12 protein-coding genes are annotated in these 17,215 nt (G+C 70.8%); 6 read left to right on the top strand and 6 right to left on the bottom strand.

What is annotated here, in order from left to right:
- Positions 1-8: 8 nt before the first annotated feature.
- From ACZ501_RS24185 to ACZ501_RS24205, 5 genes are all read right to left on the bottom strand, one after another.
- Positions 9-1,337 carry a class II 3-deoxy-7-phosphoheptulonate synthase gene (locus ACZ501_RS24185; protein WP_361599518.1) on the bottom strand — a complete coding sequence of 443 codons (1,329 nt, stop codon included), beginning with the start codon at positions 1,335-1,337 and terminating at the stop codon, positions 9-11.
- A 15-nt stretch (positions 1,338-1,352) separates the two neighbouring features.
- Positions 1,353-1,949 (bottom strand): anthranilate synthase component II, encoded by a 597-nt coding sequence (locus ACZ501_RS24190; RefSeq protein WP_468797982.1) that lies wholly within the window; start codon positions 1,947-1,949, stop codon positions 1,353-1,355.
- Positions 1,946-3,484 (bottom strand): anthranilate synthase component I family protein, encoded by a 1,539-nt coding sequence (locus ACZ501_RS24195; protein WP_361599524.1) that lies wholly within the window; start codon positions 3,482-3,484, stop codon positions 1,946-1,948. Before ACZ501_RS24195 ends, ACZ501_RS24190 begins: the two co-directional genes overlap by 4 nt.
- 92 nt (positions 3,485-3,576) lie before the next feature.
- Positions 3,577-4,611: a 2,3-diaminopropionate biosynthesis protein SbnB gene (gene sbnB, locus ACZ501_RS24200; protein ID WP_468797985.1), complete on the bottom strand. Its 1,035-nt coding sequence runs from the start codon at positions 4,609-4,611 to the stop codon at positions 3,577-3,579.
- Positions 4,612-4,677: 66 nt separating this feature from the next.
- Positions 4,678-7,662: an AfsR/SARP family transcriptional regulator gene (locus ACZ501_RS24205; RefSeq protein WP_468797988.1), complete on the bottom strand. Its 2,985-nt coding sequence runs from the start codon at positions 7,660-7,662 to the stop codon at positions 4,678-4,680.
- Between the two features lie 814 nt (positions 7,663-8,476).
- On the opposite strand from ACZ501_RS24205, the gene ACZ501_RS24210 reads away from it, so the two are divergent.
- The 6 genes from ACZ501_RS24210 (at position 8,477) to ACZ501_RS24235 (ending at position 14,594) form a co-directional block, all read left to right on the top strand.
- Complete coding sequence (locus ACZ501_RS24210) at positions 8,477-8,932, top strand: helix-turn-helix domain-containing protein (protein ID WP_361599533.1); 456 nt, start codon at positions 8,477-8,479, stop codon at positions 8,930-8,932.
- A 273-nt stretch (positions 8,933-9,205) separates the two neighbouring features.
- On the top strand, positions 9,206-9,733 hold the full coding sequence (locus ACZ501_RS24215; RefSeq protein ID WP_361599536.1) for a M48 family metalloprotease: 528 nt from the start codon (positions 9,206-9,208) through the stop codon (positions 9,731-9,733).
- Positions 9,730-10,920, top strand: a complete 1,191-nt coding sequence (locus ACZ501_RS24220; protein WP_468797991.1) for an MAB_1171c family putative transporter — start codon at positions 9,730-9,732, stop codon at positions 10,918-10,920. The genes ACZ501_RS24215 and ACZ501_RS24220 overlap by 4 nt, the downstream gene beginning before the upstream one ends.
- Positions 10,917-12,086 (top strand): cytochrome P450 family protein, encoded by a 1,170-nt coding sequence (locus ACZ501_RS24225; protein ID WP_468797994.1) that lies wholly within the window; start codon positions 10,917-10,919, stop codon positions 12,084-12,086. The genes ACZ501_RS24220 and ACZ501_RS24225 overlap by 4 nt, the downstream gene beginning before the upstream one ends.
- Positions 12,087-12,404: 318 nt before the next feature.
- On the top strand, positions 12,405-14,267 hold the full coding sequence (locus ACZ501_RS24230) for a DNA/RNA helicase domain-containing protein (RefSeq protein WP_468797997.1): 1,863 nt from the start codon (positions 12,405-12,407) through the stop codon (positions 14,265-14,267).
- 198 nt (positions 14,268-14,465) lie between these two features.
- Complete coding sequence (locus ACZ501_RS24235) at positions 14,466-14,594, top strand: DUF6408 family protein (RefSeq protein WP_361599548.1); 129 nt, start codon at positions 14,466-14,468, stop codon at positions 14,592-14,594.
- A 54-nt stretch (positions 14,595-14,648) separates the two neighbouring features.
- Here the strand turns inward: ACZ501_RS24235 and ACZ501_RS24240 are convergent, their stop codons facing one another.
- Entirely contained in the window at positions 14,649-16,793 is a 2,145-nt protein-coding gene (locus ACZ501_RS24240) for a DUF2075 domain-containing protein (protein WP_468798000.1), read from the bottom strand.
- Positions 16,794-17,215: the final 422 nt, after the last annotated feature.

Consider the following 17,215-nt stretch of genomic DNA (forward strand, 5'->3'; position numbering starts at 1 on the left):
ACCGGAATTCAGCGTTCCCGGTACATCTCGGCCACCAGGAATGCGAGATCCAGCGACTGGGTGCGGTTGAGCCGGGGGTCGCACGTGGACTCGTAGCGTTCGCTCAGTCCGTCCAGACTCACCTCCTCACCACCGCCCACGCATTCCGTGACGTCTCCCCCGGTGAATTCCAGGTGCACGCCCCCGGGATGGGTCCCGAGTTCGCGGTGGACCTCGAAGAAGCCCTTCACTTCGTCGACGATGTCGTCGAAGCGGCGGGTCTTGAGCCCCGAGGGCGCCTCGAAGGTGTTGCCGTGCATGGGGTCGCTCACCCAGGCCACCGGAGCACCCTCCGCGGCCGTCTTCTCCACCAGTTCGGGCAGCCGCTCGCGGACCTGCCCGGCGCCCATCCGGACGACGAAGGTGAGCCGGCCGGGCTCGCGTTCGGGGTCGAGCCGGTCGATCAGCCGCAGCACGGTGTCCGCGTCGGTGCCGGGGCCGAGTTTGACCGCGACCGGGTTGGCGATCCGCGAGAAGAACTCCACGTGGGCGCCGTCCAGGTCGCGGGTGCGCTCCCCGATCCAGAGCATGTGCCCGCTGGTCGCGTAGCGCCGGCCGGTCGCCGGGTCCTCGCGGACCAGCGGTTCCTCGTACTCCAGGAGCAGGCCCTCGTGGCTGACGTAGAACTCCACGGCGTGCTGGATGCGCTCGTCGGCGCCGCAGGCCCGCATGAAGTTGAGGGCCTGGTCGATCTGGGTGGCGAGCGCCGCGTAGCGCTCGCCGACGGGCGAGCGGGCCACGAAGTCCTGGTTCCAGGCGTGCGCCTGGCGCAGGTCCGCGTAGCCGCCGGTGGTGAAGGCCCGTACGAGGTTCAGCGTGCCGGAGGCGGCCTGGTGCATCCTCAGCAGCCGGTCCGGGTCGGGGGTGCGCTCGGCCGCCTCGAAGGGGAAGCCGTTGACGGCGTCGCCCCGGTAGGCGGGCAGGGTGACCCCGCCGCGGGTCTCGGTGGGCTTGGAGCGGGGTTTGGCGTACTGGCCCGCCATCCGGCCGATCTTGACGACCGGCACGGAGGCGGCGTACTGGAGGACGAGCGCCATCTGGAGCAGGGTCTGCACCTTGCGGCGCACCGAGTCCTCGCGGACGTCCGCGAAGGTCTCGGCGCAGTCCCCGCCCTGGAGCAGGAAGGCCTCGCCCCGGGCGACGGCGCCGAGCCGGTGCTTGAGCTGCTCGCACTCGGCGGCGACGACGAGCGGGAAGGTGTCGCGCAGTCGTGCCCGTACCTCCTCCAGGGCGGCGGGGTCGGGCCATTCGGGCTGTTGTGCCGCGGGCAGGGCCCGCCAGGAATCCACGTGCTCCACGAGTTGCTCCTTGGGTCACCCGGTGAGGGTGTTCGCGGGCTGGGTACGTGCGCTGGTGAGGAAGTTGTCCAGGAGCCGCATCCCGCCCACCGTGGTGATCGACTCGGGGTGGAACTGCACCCCTTCGACGGCCAGGGTGCGGTGGCGCAGGCCCATCACGTAGCCGTCGTCGACGGCGTGCGCGGTGGCGAGCAGCTCCTGCGGCAGGGGCCGGGAGACGATGAGCGAGTGGTAGCGGGTGGCGGTCATGGTCGCGCCGAGCCCGGCGAAGACGCCCGCGCCGTCGTGGGCGACCTCGCTGGTCTTGCCGTGCTTGAGCCGGTCGGCCACCTCGACGGTGCCTCCGTAGGCCAGGCCGATGGCCTGGTGGCCCAGGCAGATGCCCAGCAGCGGCACCCGTCCGGCGAAGCGGTGCACCAGCTCGACGTGGCCCGACGCGGCGGGGTGGCCGGGGCCGGGGCCCAGCACGACCGCGTCGGGGCGGCGCGCGGCGAGGGCGTCGGGGCTCTCGGTGCGGGAGCGGACGACCTCGGTATCGGCGCCTAGGGTGCGCAGGTACTGGTCGATGATGTGGGTGAAGCTGTCGTAGGCGTCGACGAGCAGGACCTTCACGGGAGCAGCTCCTCACCGGTGAGCGCCCAGTAGGCCGCCCCCATCTTGTGCAGGGTCTCGCGCCACTCGGCGGCGGGCGAGGAGTCGGCGACGATGCCGGCGCAGCTCTGGGTGGAGTAGGCCTCGCCGTCGTGGGTGACCGTGCGGATGCACAGGGCGAGGCGGGACCAGCCGCGTACGTCGACCAGTCCGACGGCGCCCGCGTACATGTTCCGGGAATCGCACTCCAGTTCGGAGATGATCTCCATGGCGCGGATCTTGGGGGCGCCGGTGACCGTCCCGGCGGGGAAGGTCGCGGCCAGCGAGGACCAGGTGTCCTCGCCGGGGGCGAGGCTGCCCTCGACGGTGGAGACCAGGTGGAAGACGTGGCTGAAGGCCTCGACCGCCATCAGCTGCGGGGCGTCGAGGGTGGTGGGCAGGCAGACCCGGCCGATGTCGTTGCGGCACAGGTCGACCAGCATCACGTGCTCCGCCCGTTCCTTCTCGCTCGCGAGGAGGGCCTCGACGCGCGGCCCGTCCACGGCGGGGTCGCCGCTGCGGGGGGTGGTGCCGGCGATGGGGCGCATGACGATCCGGTCGCCGTCGGTGCGGAAGAGCACCTCGGGGCTGGCGCCGATCAGGGTGGACCCGTCGCGGGGGACGAGGTACATGTACGGGGACGGGTTGCGTCCGCGCAGCCGCCGGTAGACGTCGAGCGGGGTCAGCTCGGTGTCGACCTCGATGCGGTGGCCGATCTGGATCTGGTAGATGTCGCCGACGCCGATGTGGCGCAGGCAGCGCTCGACGTTCGCGCGGAACGCGCTCTCGTCGGTGCTGTCGCGCACGGCGCGCGGGGCGGGCGCCTCGGGGATGCTGCCGGCCGGCTCGGTCATCCCGGAGGTCAGGCGCTCGACGATGCCGGCCAGGTCGGTACGGGCGGCGGGGCCGCCGTCGGGGCCGAAGGCCTCGCTGCGGGCGGCCAGCCGGACGGCCGTGCCGGCGTCCAGGTCGTACCAGACGGTGTCCTGGAACAGGGTCAGGACCAGGTCGGGGTCCCCCTCGGCGGTCTGCTCCCGGACGGGCAGCTCCTCCATGTACCAGGCGGCGCCGTAGCCGATGGTGGCGAGGAAGCCGAAGGCGTACTCGGGGCGGGAGCTGTCGACGTCGAAGCGGGCCTGCACGGCCCGCAGGACGTCCCAGACCTGCCCGGGCCGTTCGAAGGTCCGGTCGCCGCCGGGTCCGACGGCGAGCCCGAGTCCGTCGGCGACCCGGGACAGCTCGGCCAGTACGGGGGCCACGCCGACGGCGGAGATCCGTCCGGCGCGTATCCGCAGCTCGGCGAGGCGGCCGAAGCCGACGACGGCGGAGTTCCCGTCGAACTCGGGGCTCTCCAGGGACTCCAGGAGGAACACGTCCTCCCCGAACCGCGCCCGCAGGGCCTCGTACAGCTCGATCGGGGGGTGCGGGTCGAGGGCGGTCTCCTCGATCCGGACGGGGAGGGGGCGCCGGCCGCGGCCGGCCGGCGCCCGAGTGGCGGTGTCGAGCAGTGTGGTCACTGAATCACTTTCCTCGGATGGCTCGGGGCCGTTCGGGGCGGCCGTGGTACGCCCGGCGGACGGCGCGTGGGGGGTGCGCGTGGGGGCCGGTGTCAGCCGTGGCGGCGCATTTCGTGGAAGAAGTCCTCGACGACCGTCAGAGCGCCCTGCGCCTGGAGGGTGTCGTAGATGTGCCGGCCGACCGCGAGGTCGAGCACGCCCAGCCCGAAGGGGGAGAAGAAGACCGGCTTGTCCCCGGGCACCGCCAGCGTGCCGGCGAGCACGTCGTAGAGGGTGCCGTCCAGGAACTCTCGGCTGCCGGTGAGCTGTTCGGCCAGGTGGGGGGAGGTGTCGGCCTTCAGGCAGTGCTCGATGTCGTCCACGACGTTGAAGCCGGAGAGGAGCACCTCGGGCGACAGGTCGCGCAGCGAGACGTGCAAGACCAGCGGGTTGTGGCCGAACCAGTCGGGCTCGGTGACGTGCGGGGTGCCGGCGACGGTCGCGAAGACGACCAGGTCGCTGCTGCGGATCAGCTTCTCGGCGCTGTCGTGGACGGTGACCGGGCCCTGTTCCCCGGAGCGGGTGAGGTAGTCGGCGAAGCCCCCGGCGTACTCGGCGGACAGGTCGTGCACGCCGATCTCGTCGAAGTCCCAGCCGGTGCCCGCCAGGTACTGGTGGATGAAGCGGGCGATCAGGCCGGCGCCAAAGAAGCCGATCCTGCGCGGCCGGCGGCCCGCCGGGCTGAGCCGGTCGGCCGCCAGCGCGGCGGAGGCGGCGGTGCGGGCCGCGCTGATGATCGAGGATTCCAGGCAGGCGATCGGGTATCCGGTCTGCGGGTCGTTGAGGATCAGCACGGCGGAGGCACGCGGAATTCCGGCCGCCACGTTCTCCGGGAAGCTGGAAATCCACTTCACTCCGTCGACGGGCGCCGCTCCCCCGATCGAGGCCGGCAGCGCGATGATCCGCGAAGTGGGCCGGTCGGGAAAACGCAGGAAATACGACGGCGGATTCACCGTCCCGCCCTCTCCGTGCACCCGATAAGCGGATTCGATCAATCCGACCACTTCGGGCGCACGGCCGTCCAGGACTTCGTGCACCTGGGCGCCGGGGATCACGGCGAAAGAGGGCGCGCCGGTCGTACGTGACATCGCAGGCTCCACAGCTCGGCAGTTTTCTCGTCTGCGATGACGCTAGGGAGCCGCTTTATCGCCGGGTTATTGACTGGTTACGCCCTCCTGCGACGTCTCCCGCAGCCGTTCCAGGGCGGCGGCCGCCTTCCCCTCCCAGGGCGGGGAGCCGATGCGCTGGAAGATGGCGAGCGATTCGGCGAGGTGCGCCCGGCCCGCGTCGCCGTCACCCCGCTCGCCGTACGCCCGGCCCAGCGCGAGCCTGATCTGGCCCTCGATCATCGGGCTCCGGGTCCGCCGGGCCACGTCCAGGGCCTCCAGGAAGGTCCGCTCGGCCGCCTCCTCGGCGCCGGTCTGGAGCCGGGTCTCGGCGAGCCCCAGGAGCGAGTGGGCGAGGCCGAGCAGGTCGGACCTGGCCCTCACGATCTCCACGACCCGGGCGAACTCACCCTCGGCCGCCTCCAGCTGCCCCAGCGCGAGGTGCGCGCTGGCGAGGCGGTGCGTGGCCAGCGCGAGGCCGTGCTGGTCGCCCTTGATGGACTCGCAGACGCGGACAGCGTCCTGGCTGAGCTCCACGGCGACCTCCGGCTGCCCTTGGTCGAGGGCGAACTGGGCCATGTTCTGCAGGGCGTACGCCTCGGACGAACGGTCGCCCGCCGCCCGGAAGACGGGCAGCGCCTCCCGCAGCCGTTCCATCCCCCGCTCCCGTTCCCCCCGGATCCGGTCGATGAACGCGAGGTCGCTCAGCACCAGTGCCCGCCCGAGCAGGTCCCCGGCCTCGGTGTAGAGCGCGAGGGCGGCCTCCTGCCGCATGGTCGCATCGGGCAGCCTGCGCAGCCTCAGTTCCACCAGGCCGAGCTTGCGCTCCATGGCCGCCCGGCCCCGCAGGTTCCCCGCGTTGCGCGCCGCCTCCAGCGCGTACTCACTGCAACGGCGCCAGTCCTCCAGGTAGTTGCGCGACTCGAAGAGCACCTCCATGGACACGACCAGATGCCAGGCCAAGTCGTCCAGGCCGAGCTCGGCCGCCTGCTCCACGACCGCGACCAGCGAGAGCCGCTCCGCCTCGAACCACTCCAGCGGAGCCACGAGCAGCTCTTCCAGCAGAACGGAGTCGATTTCCCGCCGCGCCGCACCGCCGTCCGCGATGCCGCCGCCACTGCCACCGCCACTGCCACCGCCGCTCTCGCGCCGGAAGGCCTCCTCCGCGATGGTCAGACAGGTCCGGAACACCCGCTCGCACGCCGCCAGCCGGTCCTCCTCGCTCTCCTCCGCCCGGGCCAGCTCCTCCGCGTACAGCCGCATCAGGTTCTGGAAGCGGTACCGCAGCTGCCCGGTGGCGTCGACGCCGACGACCTCCAGGAACTGCGCGTCCACCAGGTGCTCTATCAGCCGCTCCGCGTCCATGACGTCCCCGTCCAGCAGCGCGGCACCCACCCACGTGGTGAAGTCGGGTACGGCGAGCAGCCCGAGGAGCCGGTAGAGCCGGGCCGCGTCCTTGTACAGGTAGCGGTAGCTCAGCTCGAAGCTCGCCCGGACCTGGGACTCGCCCTGGCTGAGCTCGTCCAGCCGGCGCCGCCCGTCGCTGAGCCGGGTCACCAGGTGCCGCACCGTCCAGTGCGGCTTGGACGCCAGCCGGGCGGCCGCGATGCGCAGCGCCAGGGGCAGCCGGTCGCACAGCTCGACCAGGCGGGCCGAGTCCCCGGGGGCGGCCTGTATCCGGACGTCGCCGACGATCCGGCCGAGCAGCTCGACGGCGTCGTCCTCGGGCAGCACGCCCAGGTGCACCCGGGCCCGCTGCGGCCAGGTCACCAGCTGCTCCAGCTGCTCCCGGCTGGTGACGAGCACGGTGCAGCCGCCGCTGCCCGGCAGCAGCGGCCGGATCTGCGCGAAGGTGCGTACGTTGTCCAGCACGATCAGCACCCGGCGCTCCGCGAGCACGCTGCGGTACAGGGCGATCCGGTCCTCCAGGCCGTTGGGCACGTCGTCGCTGTCCACGCCCAGGGAGCGCAGGAAGCGGCTGAGTATGTCGCCGGCCGTGGTCGGGGCGTGGTGCTCGTCGTAGCCGCGCAGGTCCGCGAAGAGCCGCCCGTCCGGGTACTGTTCGGTGACCCGGTGCGCCCAGCGGACCGCGAGGCCGGTCTTGCCGACGCCGGCGACGCCGGTGATCAGACCGACGGTGGGTGAGGGGCTGTCCTCACCCTGGCCCGCCACGAGGCTGTCCAGCGCGTCGAGTTCGGCACTGCGGCCCGCGAACCCCGGCACGTCGGGCGGCAGTTCCGAGGGCATCACGCGCACGCGGGCGTCCAGGGCCTCCGCCGCCGCGTCGGCCGGGCCGGCCGCCGGCTCGAACGCCAGCGACGGGTCGTCCCGCAGGATCGCGTCGTGCAGCTCCTGGAGTTCGGGACCCGGGTCCATGCCGAGCTCGTCGATGAACTGCCGGCGCGCCTCGCGGAAGCTCTCCATCGCCTCGGCCCGCCGCCCGGAGCGGTACTGGGCGAGGATGAGGTGGTACCGGGTGCGCTCGCGCAGCGGGTGTTCCCTGACGGCGGCCGCCAGTTCGGGCAGCAGCAGCTGGTGGCGGCCCAGTTCCAGCTGCACGCCCGTCATCGCCTCGTAGACGTTGATGCGGACCTCTTCCCAGCGGGCCGCCTCGTCCTCGACGAACTGCCCGGTGACCCCGGCGAGGGCGGGGCCGCGCCAGAGGGCGAGCGCCTCGGCGTAGCAGCGGGCCGCGTCGGCCGGGCGGTGGGTGCGGACCGCCTCCTCCCCCTGGGCGACGAGGCCGGTGAAGGTGACGGTGTCGAGCACGTGCCCGTCGGGGCGCAGCAGGTAGCCGGGGTGCGCGGTGGCGATGACCTCCTCGGTCACGCCTTCGTTCTTGAGGGCCTTGCGCAGGGCCGCGATGACGATGGCGACCTGGGTGCGGGCGGTGGCTGGCGGGCGACCGTTCCAGACCACGTCCACCAGGGTGTCAACCGGAACGATCCGCCCCGGGCTCAGGAGCAGAAGGGCCAGAATCGTACGTTGCCGGGCACCTCCGACTTGTACCGTCCGCTCCCCCGCGGTCACCATGAGTGGTCCGAGAATTCCGAATCTGAGTGGCTCGCCCAATGTGTCTCCCCCCGTCACCGCCGGGCCCGGCAGCGTGATCACCCTACCTGTCTGCCGCTGACAGAAAAGAGGCGTGACGCAAGCTGTGCGGCTGGTGGGGCACCATGTCCGAAAGCTGATTGATCATCTCGCGATTGGCTGGAATGCATCGGAAAAGAGGCTCGGCGTGACCGAATGCGCGTGGGGCGACATCCAGCCACTCACCAGGAACAGGAAGGTCCCGTTCACGCCTCCCCGACGCCACCCGAACGCCACCCCGCGGACCCCTGCCGGCGCGCCCGCTCGTTGACGGTGCCACTCACTGCCGCATCGGCACGACCACGGGGAGGGCTTGGGGTGTTCGGCCTCCTCGCCGCGCACATCCGGCATGCGGTCCGGGGAGACCGGGACGGGCACCACGCGGCAGGTCACGCGCGGTCGTACGGAGGAGCTGTGGGCGGCGGGGGCGGGAGCGACTCCCGCGTCCCCGTCGGGGTGGGGCGCACGGCGGAGTCGGACCGCCGCCCGGCGCGGACGGCGTCCGGCGGAACCCGTCCGGCAACGGCCGCGGCGCTCCGGGCCGTTCAGCCGAGCCCACCCCCGTGAAGCTCGACCCCGACCCGGCCGGCGCCGCCGCCACTCCCCCGTCGATACTCTAGTGGCGAAGAAGCATTGGTAACGTACACCAGAGTGACTGTCCGGCGTCAACCAAAGTGTTGCCGGTGCCGGCCCGAGGGGGCTTCGAGAAACACTGTGGTGGGCAAAGACTCGGCATCACGCCAAGGAGGTCGTGTACGTGGAGGATGACCAGTCACCCACCTTCGCCCAACTCCTGGACCACCTCTTCCGCGAGGTGCACCCCCCTTCCCGGGGGCCCTACACCTACGCGGAGGTCGCCGAGGGAATCCGCAGGGCCGCGACCGGAGAGGGCCGCGGGGTGACGGCGAGCGCCATCCAGCAACTGCGCACCGGCGCCAAGCGGAACCCGACGCGGCACACCATCAAGGCCCTGGCCGACTTCTTCGGCGTGCCGGCGGGCTACTTCGTCGACAGCGCGGCGGCCGAACGCACCAAGGCGGAGATCGGCCTCCTCGCCGCCATGCGCGACCAGGGCGTCCGCAAGGTGGCCCTGCGCGCCAACGGCCTGAGCGTCGACAGCCTGAAGATGCTGTCCACCGTGATCGAACAGGCCCGCAAACTCGAAGGGCTCACCACGGACGACCCCGCGCAGGACCTCAACCTGGACGACTGAACCGCGCCCCGGGCGGCTGGTGTTGCACGCGGTGGCGCGCGACCCCGCGGTCCCCGCCCGGCCCCGTACCCCCCCCTGTGCTCGCATCGACAGGGGGCATCCGGCGTTTCCGGGGACAAGCCCGGCATCCGGGCCGCACGGCCCCGCCTCGGCACGACACCCCGCCCTCGGAACGACGTCGCGGACATGTCAGCATGGGGGGCGCGCGTGCCGGGCTGCCAGGGAGGGTGGCCCCGGCCGGCCACCCCCGACCGGCGTCACCAGAGTGAGGACATGGACCTCGAGCAGCTTCGCGCCACCTGTGAGGCGCGCGTCGAGGCGCTTCGGCTCCCGCACCGGTTCAGCACCCGCGACCTCCGCGACGCCGTCGCGGAACAACGCGGACGCCCCATCGTCCTGCGCCCGCTGAGCACCCTCGGGGCCCTGGACGCCCCGTGCGGCATCCGCCTGGAAACCCCGGACGCCGATCTGCTGTTCTACGAGGAGGGGACCTCGGCCCTCCACCAGAACCACATCCTCGCCCACGAGATCAGCCACATCATCTGCGACCACCCCGGCAGCCTGGAGCTGGACCAGGACACCCTGCGCGCGATCGGGTTCGACCCGACCCTCGTCCAGCGCATGTCCGGCCGGACCAGCTACACCAGCGAGGACGAACGCGAGGCCGAGGTGATGGCCAGCGTGATCCGGCAACTCATGTACCGGGGACGCGAAGGCCCGTCGAGCCGGCCCGCCAGCGGCGCCGAGAGCTGGGACGCTCTGTTCGCCAAGCCACACAGGAAGATGCGCCACCGGAAATGATCAACATCCTCTTCACGGGCACGGCCGTCGCGCTGCTGTGCTTCGCCGCCTACTGGGTGCGGGGACGCGGCGGGCACCGTCCCACGGGAACCTGGGCGATGGCGGCGCTGCTGACCTCCTTCGCCCTCGCCTTCGCCTCGTACGCCCCCGCGGTCGAGGGCGCGGTCGAATCGGTGGTCCCCCACGTCGCCCGCCTCCTCAGCAACACCTTCACCCTGACGGCGGCCACCTCGGTCCTCGCCTTCCTCTTCCAGCTCAATCTGGACCGTGAACGGGCCCACCGGCAGATCCGGCTGCGCGTCATCGCCCTCGCGGTCGCCGTCGCCGGCATGGCCTCCTTCTTCGTCGCCGAGCAACTGACCGGACGCAACCCGGTGTTGTACGCGTGTTACGTACTCATCTACATCTCCTACCTGGGGTACACGGCCAAGGACTTCCTGCTCCAGACCTGGGCCCAGTCCAAGCGCTCGACCCGGCGCAGCCAGCGCTGGGGCCTGCGCACGACCTCGGTCGGCTGTGGCTTCGCCCTCGTCTACGCCGCGTACAAGCTCTTCACCCTGGTCTCCATCGGCCTCGGCCTGGGACTCGTGCCGGACCACGCCCGGTGCGCGAGCCCGCTGTCCCCCTTCCGCTGCGCGTTCAGCGTGACCGCACCCGCCGTCGCCGTCCTCCTCATCACCGTCGGGCTCACCCTCCCCGCCCTGCTGTGGCCGCTCAGCCAGCTGCGCCGGCGCCGCTGGGAACGGAACTCGTTCACCGCGCTGGAACCCCTGTGGCGCGAGGTCACCTCGGCGGTACCCGAGGTCGTGCTCGACCCGGGCAACACCGCGGCCGACGCCCATGACCTCGACTTCCACCTCCACCGCCGGGTCATCGAGATCAACGACTGCGTCCTGGCCCTGCGCCGGTACCGTCAGACGTCGGTACGGGACGCCGCCGCGGCCGAGGCCGCCCGCCGGGGCACGGCCGGCACCCCCGAGGGCGACGCCGAGGTGGAGGCAGCGGTCATCGCCGCGGCCGTCCACGCGAAGCGCGCCGGCCTCCCCCTCGACGGCGACGAGGCCCCGCCCGCCGCCGGCACCCGCTCCCGCAAGGGAGACCTCCCGGCGGAGACCGCGTGGCTGCTCCTCGTGGCGCAGGCGTACGCGCGCCGGCCGGCGTCCGAGCACGCGGGCGCGGCCTCGTGACCGCCCCGCGGCAGGACCCGCTGCGCGACCCGCGCTTCTTCGCCGACCCCTACCCCACCTACGACCGGCTCCGCGAGGGCTGCCCGGTCCAGCGGATCCCCACCGGCTCCGGCGGACACCACGCGTACCTGATCACCGGCCACCGCGAGGCCCGCGAGGCGTTCACCGACCCCCGCCTATCCAAGGACACGGCCCGGTTCTTCGCCGACCGGCCCTCCCACCGCGACCTGCACCCGGCGATCTCCCGCAACATGCTGGCGAGCGACCCGCCCGCGCACACCCGCCACCGGCGGGTGGCGACCCGACTGTTCACGACCGGCCGCGTCAGGGAGCTACACCCCTTCATCACCCGGGTCGTGGACGACCTCACGGCGACGTGGCAGCCCGGCACGGACATCGACCTGGTGGCGGACCTGGCGATCCCCCTGCCGGTCACCGTCGTCTGCGAACTGCTCGGCGTACCGGCAGCCGATCGCGCCTCCCTCGCCGCCTGGTCCCACGACCTCTTCGACGCGACCGACACCGCTCGCATCGACGCCGCGTCGCACCGGATCGGCGACTACCTCGCGGACATGATCGACGGCTCCCCCGACCACTGGTTCGTCCGTGACTGCGCGGCGGGCGGCCTGGACCGGGACGAGACGGTCTCCCTGGCCGCCCTCCTCCTGGTCGCCGGGCACGAGACCACCACCCACTTCATCGGTAACGCCGTCCTGGCCCTGCTCCGCAACCCGGAGGCCTTCGACCGCCTGGTGCGGGACCCGGACCTGATCCCCGGCGCCCTCGATGAACTGCTCCGCTTCGACTCCCCGATCAGCGTGGCCACCTTCCGCCACAGCACGCAGGACCTGCGCGTCGGCGACACCGACATCCCGGCCGGCTACCCGGTCCTGATCTCCCCCGGAGCCGCGAACCGCGACCCGTCCAGGTTCCCCGACCCGAACCGCCTGGACCTCGACCGCGACGCCTCCGCCCACCTCTCCTTCGGCCACGGCATCCACCGCTGCCCGGGCGCCCCCCTGGCCCGGGCCGAGGCGGAGATCACCCTCCGCACCCTGCTGACCCGCTTCCCGAACACCCGCCTGACGATCCCCCCGCACTCCCTCCCCTGGCGCCCCACCCGCCTCACCCACGGCCTCACCACCCTCCCCCTCACCCTGGCCTGACCCACCCACCACCGAATCCCACACCCGCGCTCCGGCCCGGAGCGGACCGAGGAGATGTGCGGGCGGACCCGGAGGTACACGAACGCGCCGCGGCGGCCCTGCACGGGAACCCCCTAGGACAGGGCCGCCGGAGTGCCGTGAGCAACCCTGAGGCCTCGGTCCGGATCACGATGTACGGCCTGGCTGCTTGATCACGCACTGTCATAAGATGGCAAGGACAATCTCAGCGGCCCGCCGGGCTTCCGCTCCGCCTCACGTGGAACCGAAGGACATGCCCCCACCCGCACGAGCTACTCCGTGCTGCCTGGGGGCGATTTCTTGCTGTTCCGTGAGTCCGCGGCGTCCTTGGCCAACCGCACCCGCCTCGAAGGCCGGCTGGCAGAACTCCTCAGCGAGAACTTCCTGCACCGGCACGGCCACAAGCCGCATGCTGCGGAGGTTCGCTCCTGGGAGCGGAGCATCCCCGCGCTCACCCACGCCCTGGTCGAAGCGGGTCTCGGTGAGGTCGAGATGCTGCTGGAGTACGGGCTGCCGCTGACGAGCAAGCGCGCGGACGTGATATTGGCCGGCGTCCACCCGGTGTCCGGCGAGCCGTCGTACGTCATCGTGGAACTCAAGCAGTGGAGCGAGGCCCACCCGGTGGATGACGATCCACTGCGGTGCAGCGTGCCCTCCTACCGCGAGCCCGTACTGAACCCCATCGAGCAAGTTCGCGGTTACTGCGACTACCTCGTCTCATTCAACGGGGCTCTCGAACAGAACCCCGACTCCGTCACCGGAGTGGCCTTCCTGCACAACGCGACCGAGTTCGGGGTCGCCGGGCTGCGCGAGGTCGAGGAGGACCGCCGCGGCCGCATGTTCACCGGCGATCAGCGTGGCGCGTTCCTCGACTACCTGCGTTCGAGGCTGGCAGCAAAGCCTGGCGCTGCCGCCGCCGACGACCTCCTGCAGGCCAGGATCCGGCCGTCCAGGCAGCTGATGGCCGTGGCCGCCGACGAGGTCCGCGACCGGGAGCAGTTCGTACTGCTGGACGAGCAGCGGCTCGCCTACGAGACGGTGATGGCGGCGGTCCGCAAGGCCCGCCGCTCCAACCGCAAGCAGGTGGTCGTCGTGACCGGCGGGCCCGGATCCGGCAAGAGCGTGATCGCCCTGTCCGTGCTCGGCGACCTGTACCGGCGCGGCGTGCCTGCCCTCCACGCCACCGGATCGCAGTCGTTCACGAAGACCATGCGCAAGGTAGCGGGCGCCCGCAAGCCCGAGGTCCAGCGCCTGTTCCGCTACTTCAACAGCTTCATGGACGCCGAGCCCAACGACATGGACGTACTCGTCTGCGACGAGGCCCACCGGCTCCGCAAGACCTCCGCCAACCGCTACACCAAGGCCGCCCTGCGAACCGGACGTCCGCAGGTGGTGGAACTGATCGACGCGGCCCGTGTGCCGGTGTTCCTCCTCGACCAGCACCAGGTGGTGCGTCCCGGCGAAATGGGCACCGTCGAACAGATCAGGCAGGCCGCGGCCGACCACGAAGTGGACTTCACCTTGGTGGAGCTGGACAGCCAGTTCAGGTGCGGAGGAAGCGACGCCTACTTGCTTTGGGTGACCAGTCTCCTGGGCTTGGAGGGCGAAGGACCGATCAGGTGGGAGCCGGACGGCAAGGTGCAGTTGCTGACAGTGGACAGCCCGCAGGAATTGGAGGGCTTCCTCGATGACAAGCGTGCCCAGGGGTACGGCTCCCGGCTCTCCGCCGGCTACTGCTGGAAGTGGACCACTAAGATCACTCCGGCGATGACGACGCTGCCCGCGGACGTGGTCATCGGCGACTGGTCGAAGCCGTGGAACCTGTACGGGGACCGATCCCTGCTGGGCGCACCGCCGGCTCCGCTGTGGGCCACTGATCCCGCGGGCTTCGGCCAGGTCGGCTGTGTCTACACCGCCCAGGGCTTCGAGTACGACTGGTCCGGGGTGATCATGGGCCCGGACCTGGTATGGCGGAAGAACCGCTGGGTCGCCGACCGTACCGCCTCGAAGGACCCTTCCTTCACGAAGGCGACTCCTGACGACGAGGTCGACCGTCTCATCCGCAACACGTACAAGGTGCTCCTGACCCGCGGCATGATCGGAACAATCGTCTACTCGACGGACCCGGAGACCCGCGAGAAGCTCCGCTCGCTGACTTCCTGAGCCGACGGACCCCGTCGACGGCTAGGATGATCTGGCTGCGCACCTTCCCGGAGGGTACGAGGCTGCGGTTCATACGCGAGGCCGAACAGGCTGTGAAGGACGGATGGTTGTGCCCGTCGTCTGGTGACGGACGACGTGAGCGTGGCTGCCCGGTAGGGTGCCCCCTGCCATTCCGAACTCACGCCCTGGAGTGGCCGTATGACCCCCGTTGAGTACAAGCCTGCGCGTCGTGAACGGATTCGCGGAATCCTGATCGACATCGCTGTCGGAATCGTCTCCAGTCTTCTGGTGACGGCGCTGACCGCAGTGGCAGACCTGCTCTTCTGAGCAGGTACGTGGCGGGCCCGGAGAGCCCGCCACTCCACCGTCCCACGCCCGGTGTCAGAAGAGTCGGAGGTCGGGGCCCGACGACTTCCGCCGCTTGCGGTTGCGTCTCCCGTTTCCCCGCGGCAGGTGCACCGTGCGAGCCTCCTTCGGAAGGTTCAGCCAGGTGGGTCGAAGCCCGTGGATCTCAACCTGACCCACCAGCTTCTTCAGATAGGTGCGGGTCTCCTCGTCCGTGGAGTAGAGCACCGTGGCACGGCTCGCGCGGGTCAACAGGACGTGGTACGCCTGCCGGACCAGCCGCGCGAAGTCGTCGTCGTCCACACTCGACGGGCTGACCTTCGGATCGAGCGAACCAGGCAGATCCACGCGCTTGATGTCCGAGTCGGGGGCTTCCTTGCGTTCCTTGCCCCGCTGGAACACCCACTCGTCGCCACGGCGCACCATGTCATCACCCATGATCACCCCGCACCAGTCCCATTCCAGGCCCTGCGCCGTGTAGACACAGCCGACCTGCCCCAGGCCGTTGGGGTGGACGGACCAGATGTCGGACGGCGGGACCCCGTCCGCGCAGTAGCTCTCGCTCTTCGCGTTCCAGGGCCTGTGCCAATCTCCGATGCGGACATCGGCTTCCAGGCGCTTCTCCTCGCCCACGGGTTCCGTCCAGGGCCAGCAGTACCCCGCGACCATGCGGGCGGACGCGCCGGCCGCGGCCTCCGTCCGGATGATCCGCTCGAGCTCCTCCGGGGTCTCCGCCACCTCGACGTGCATCAGCCCGTCCGCCCTCCAGGTCTGCGGCTCGTCTTCCGACCGCCAAGGCCTCGCCTCCTCGTCCGTCACACCCAGGAGGGCACGCACCCAGCGGATGTACGAGCCGCTGCCTCCACAACGGAACTGCTCGCGCAGGCCGTACTCGAGGACGTCGGCGCCGCGGCGCTCAGCCGCATCTTTGATCAACTCGACGGTGCCCACCTCCCTCGGCCGCACGGACTGGCCTTCGTCCAGGAAGAACACCGTCAGGCGTGACGCGTCGAGAAGCTCGTCCACCTGCGGCCCCTTCCCCCACTTCGCCCGCTCCTCCTGTGTCCAGAACCGATTCGTCGAGCGATCGCGCAGGCGATGCGCCTCGTCGCAGATCAGAACGTCCACGGGAGGAACCGAGGTGTCCACGAAGTTGCTGAAGTAGGTGAAGGTCTCCCTGAACTGCTTGTCCCCGTAGCCGACATGCTCCTGAATGGCCGCATTGAAAGCCCTGCTTCCACTGGCGTACTTCACGGTCCGCCCCTGCGCCTCGAGCTGGGCCTTGATCTGCAGGCCGATCGCACTCTTGCCGGTACCAGCGCCGCCTGTGACCAGGAAGATCACGCGCCTCTCGTCCGGAATCAACACGGGGTGCTCCGGGTCGGGTAGGACCTTGGAGGCCGCTTCGAGGATCTGTTCCGCAACCACCTTCTGGCGCCCGCGGAGGACGAAGACGGTGTCGTCGCCCCGGGACCAGTTCATGGCGTCGAGCAGCGGTGTATTGCGCAGGCCCATGGTCCGCAACATCGTCGCGGCCTCGGAAGCACCGCCCTCGGCGGCGAAGCTCCCCCTGAGGTCGTCGAGGAACTGGGCACGTCGGTCGGCCGTGTACACACGCGCGTAGGCGCCCGTGGGCGCATCGACACCGATCAGCGGACGTACGGAGTCGTCCGTGGCGTTGTGGAGGTAGGCGAACCCCCCGCACTCGAATTCCTCGTTCTCGAAGGGCCCCCTGTCGCTCGTAAACGCCTCGTAGTACTCACGCAACTGCAGCGCGGGATGTTTCTTGGCCCCCAGGCCTGGCACGTGCACCAGTTCAGCGGTGGCGCGCTCGATCCTGGTCACCGTGGACCAGCGCTTGAGTTCGACGAGCTGAACGGACGGCCGGTTCTCCTGCGGATGGCGGCCGACCAGCACGACGTCGATGAGTCGGGGTTCCGACCGGTTGGACTCATCGAGGGTGGCCGCGCACTCAACGACCATCTCCACGTTTCCGCGGTCGGCGGCGACCAGATCGTTCGCAAGGCTGATCAAGCTCTCCGCCCATGCGGAGCGCTCGGTGACCGAGGCGTCCGAGCCTCGGAAATGCTTCCAGCGGGCAGCAAGGTGCGGCACCATGTGGCGACGGGCATGCAAGGTGAGCAGATCCCGCGCCGAGAGCTTCAGCAGGAGCAAGGACACGAGGTGGTTCCCCCAGGGCACGAGTAACTCGTGCGGGTGGGGGCATGTCCTCGCGGGAAGCCCGTCGGGCCGCAATCGGTCCGGTGATCTTAGAGAAGACTGCGGCTACCTGGAAACGCCGCCACGGGGTGCGGCCGGAACCGTGTTCACAGTGGCCGGATCACACCTGACCGCACCCCGGAAGCTCCCTGCCCGGTTCGTCTCGGCTGCCCCGGATGTCACTGAAGATCCGTTGAGGATCATCACCGCGAACGCCGGACACGCAGACCACGCCCACCGGTCGCCGCGTTCCGCACGACAACCGCTGCACCTGGTCAGCAAGAAGGCCAAAGAGTCTTGCCGGCTGCTCGGCCAACAGCAAGCGCGTCTGGCCCGCCGAAGTCATCTGTATGACGGCCGACGACGTGCGCGTACGGGTCGCT

This window comes from Streptomyces sp. NPDC034085 (assembly GCF_055575555.1).

What these genes read in the sequence shown, in the direction of transcription:
- ACZ501_RS24205 (WP_468797988.1), bottom strand. Translation starts at nt 7,662, where the DNA reads ATGGTGACCGCGGGGGAGCGGACGGTACAAGTCGGAGGTGCCCGGCAA.
- ACZ501_RS24215 (WP_361599536.1), top strand. Translation starts at nt 9,206, where the DNA reads ATGGACCTCGAGCAGCTTCGCGCCACCTGTGAGGCGCGCGTCGAGGCG.
- ACZ501_RS24220 (WP_468797991.1), top strand. Translation starts at nt 9,730, where the DNA reads ATGATCAACATCCTCTTCACGGGCACGGCCGTCGCGCTGCTGTGCTTC.
- sbnB (WP_468797985.1), bottom strand. Translation starts at nt 4,611, where the DNA reads ATGTCACGTACGACCGGCGCGCCCTCTTTCGCCGTGATCCCCGGCGCC.
- ACZ501_RS24235 (WP_361599548.1), top strand. Translation starts at nt 14,466, where the DNA reads ATGACCCCCGTTGAGTACAAGCCTGCGCGTCGTGAACGGATTCGCGGA.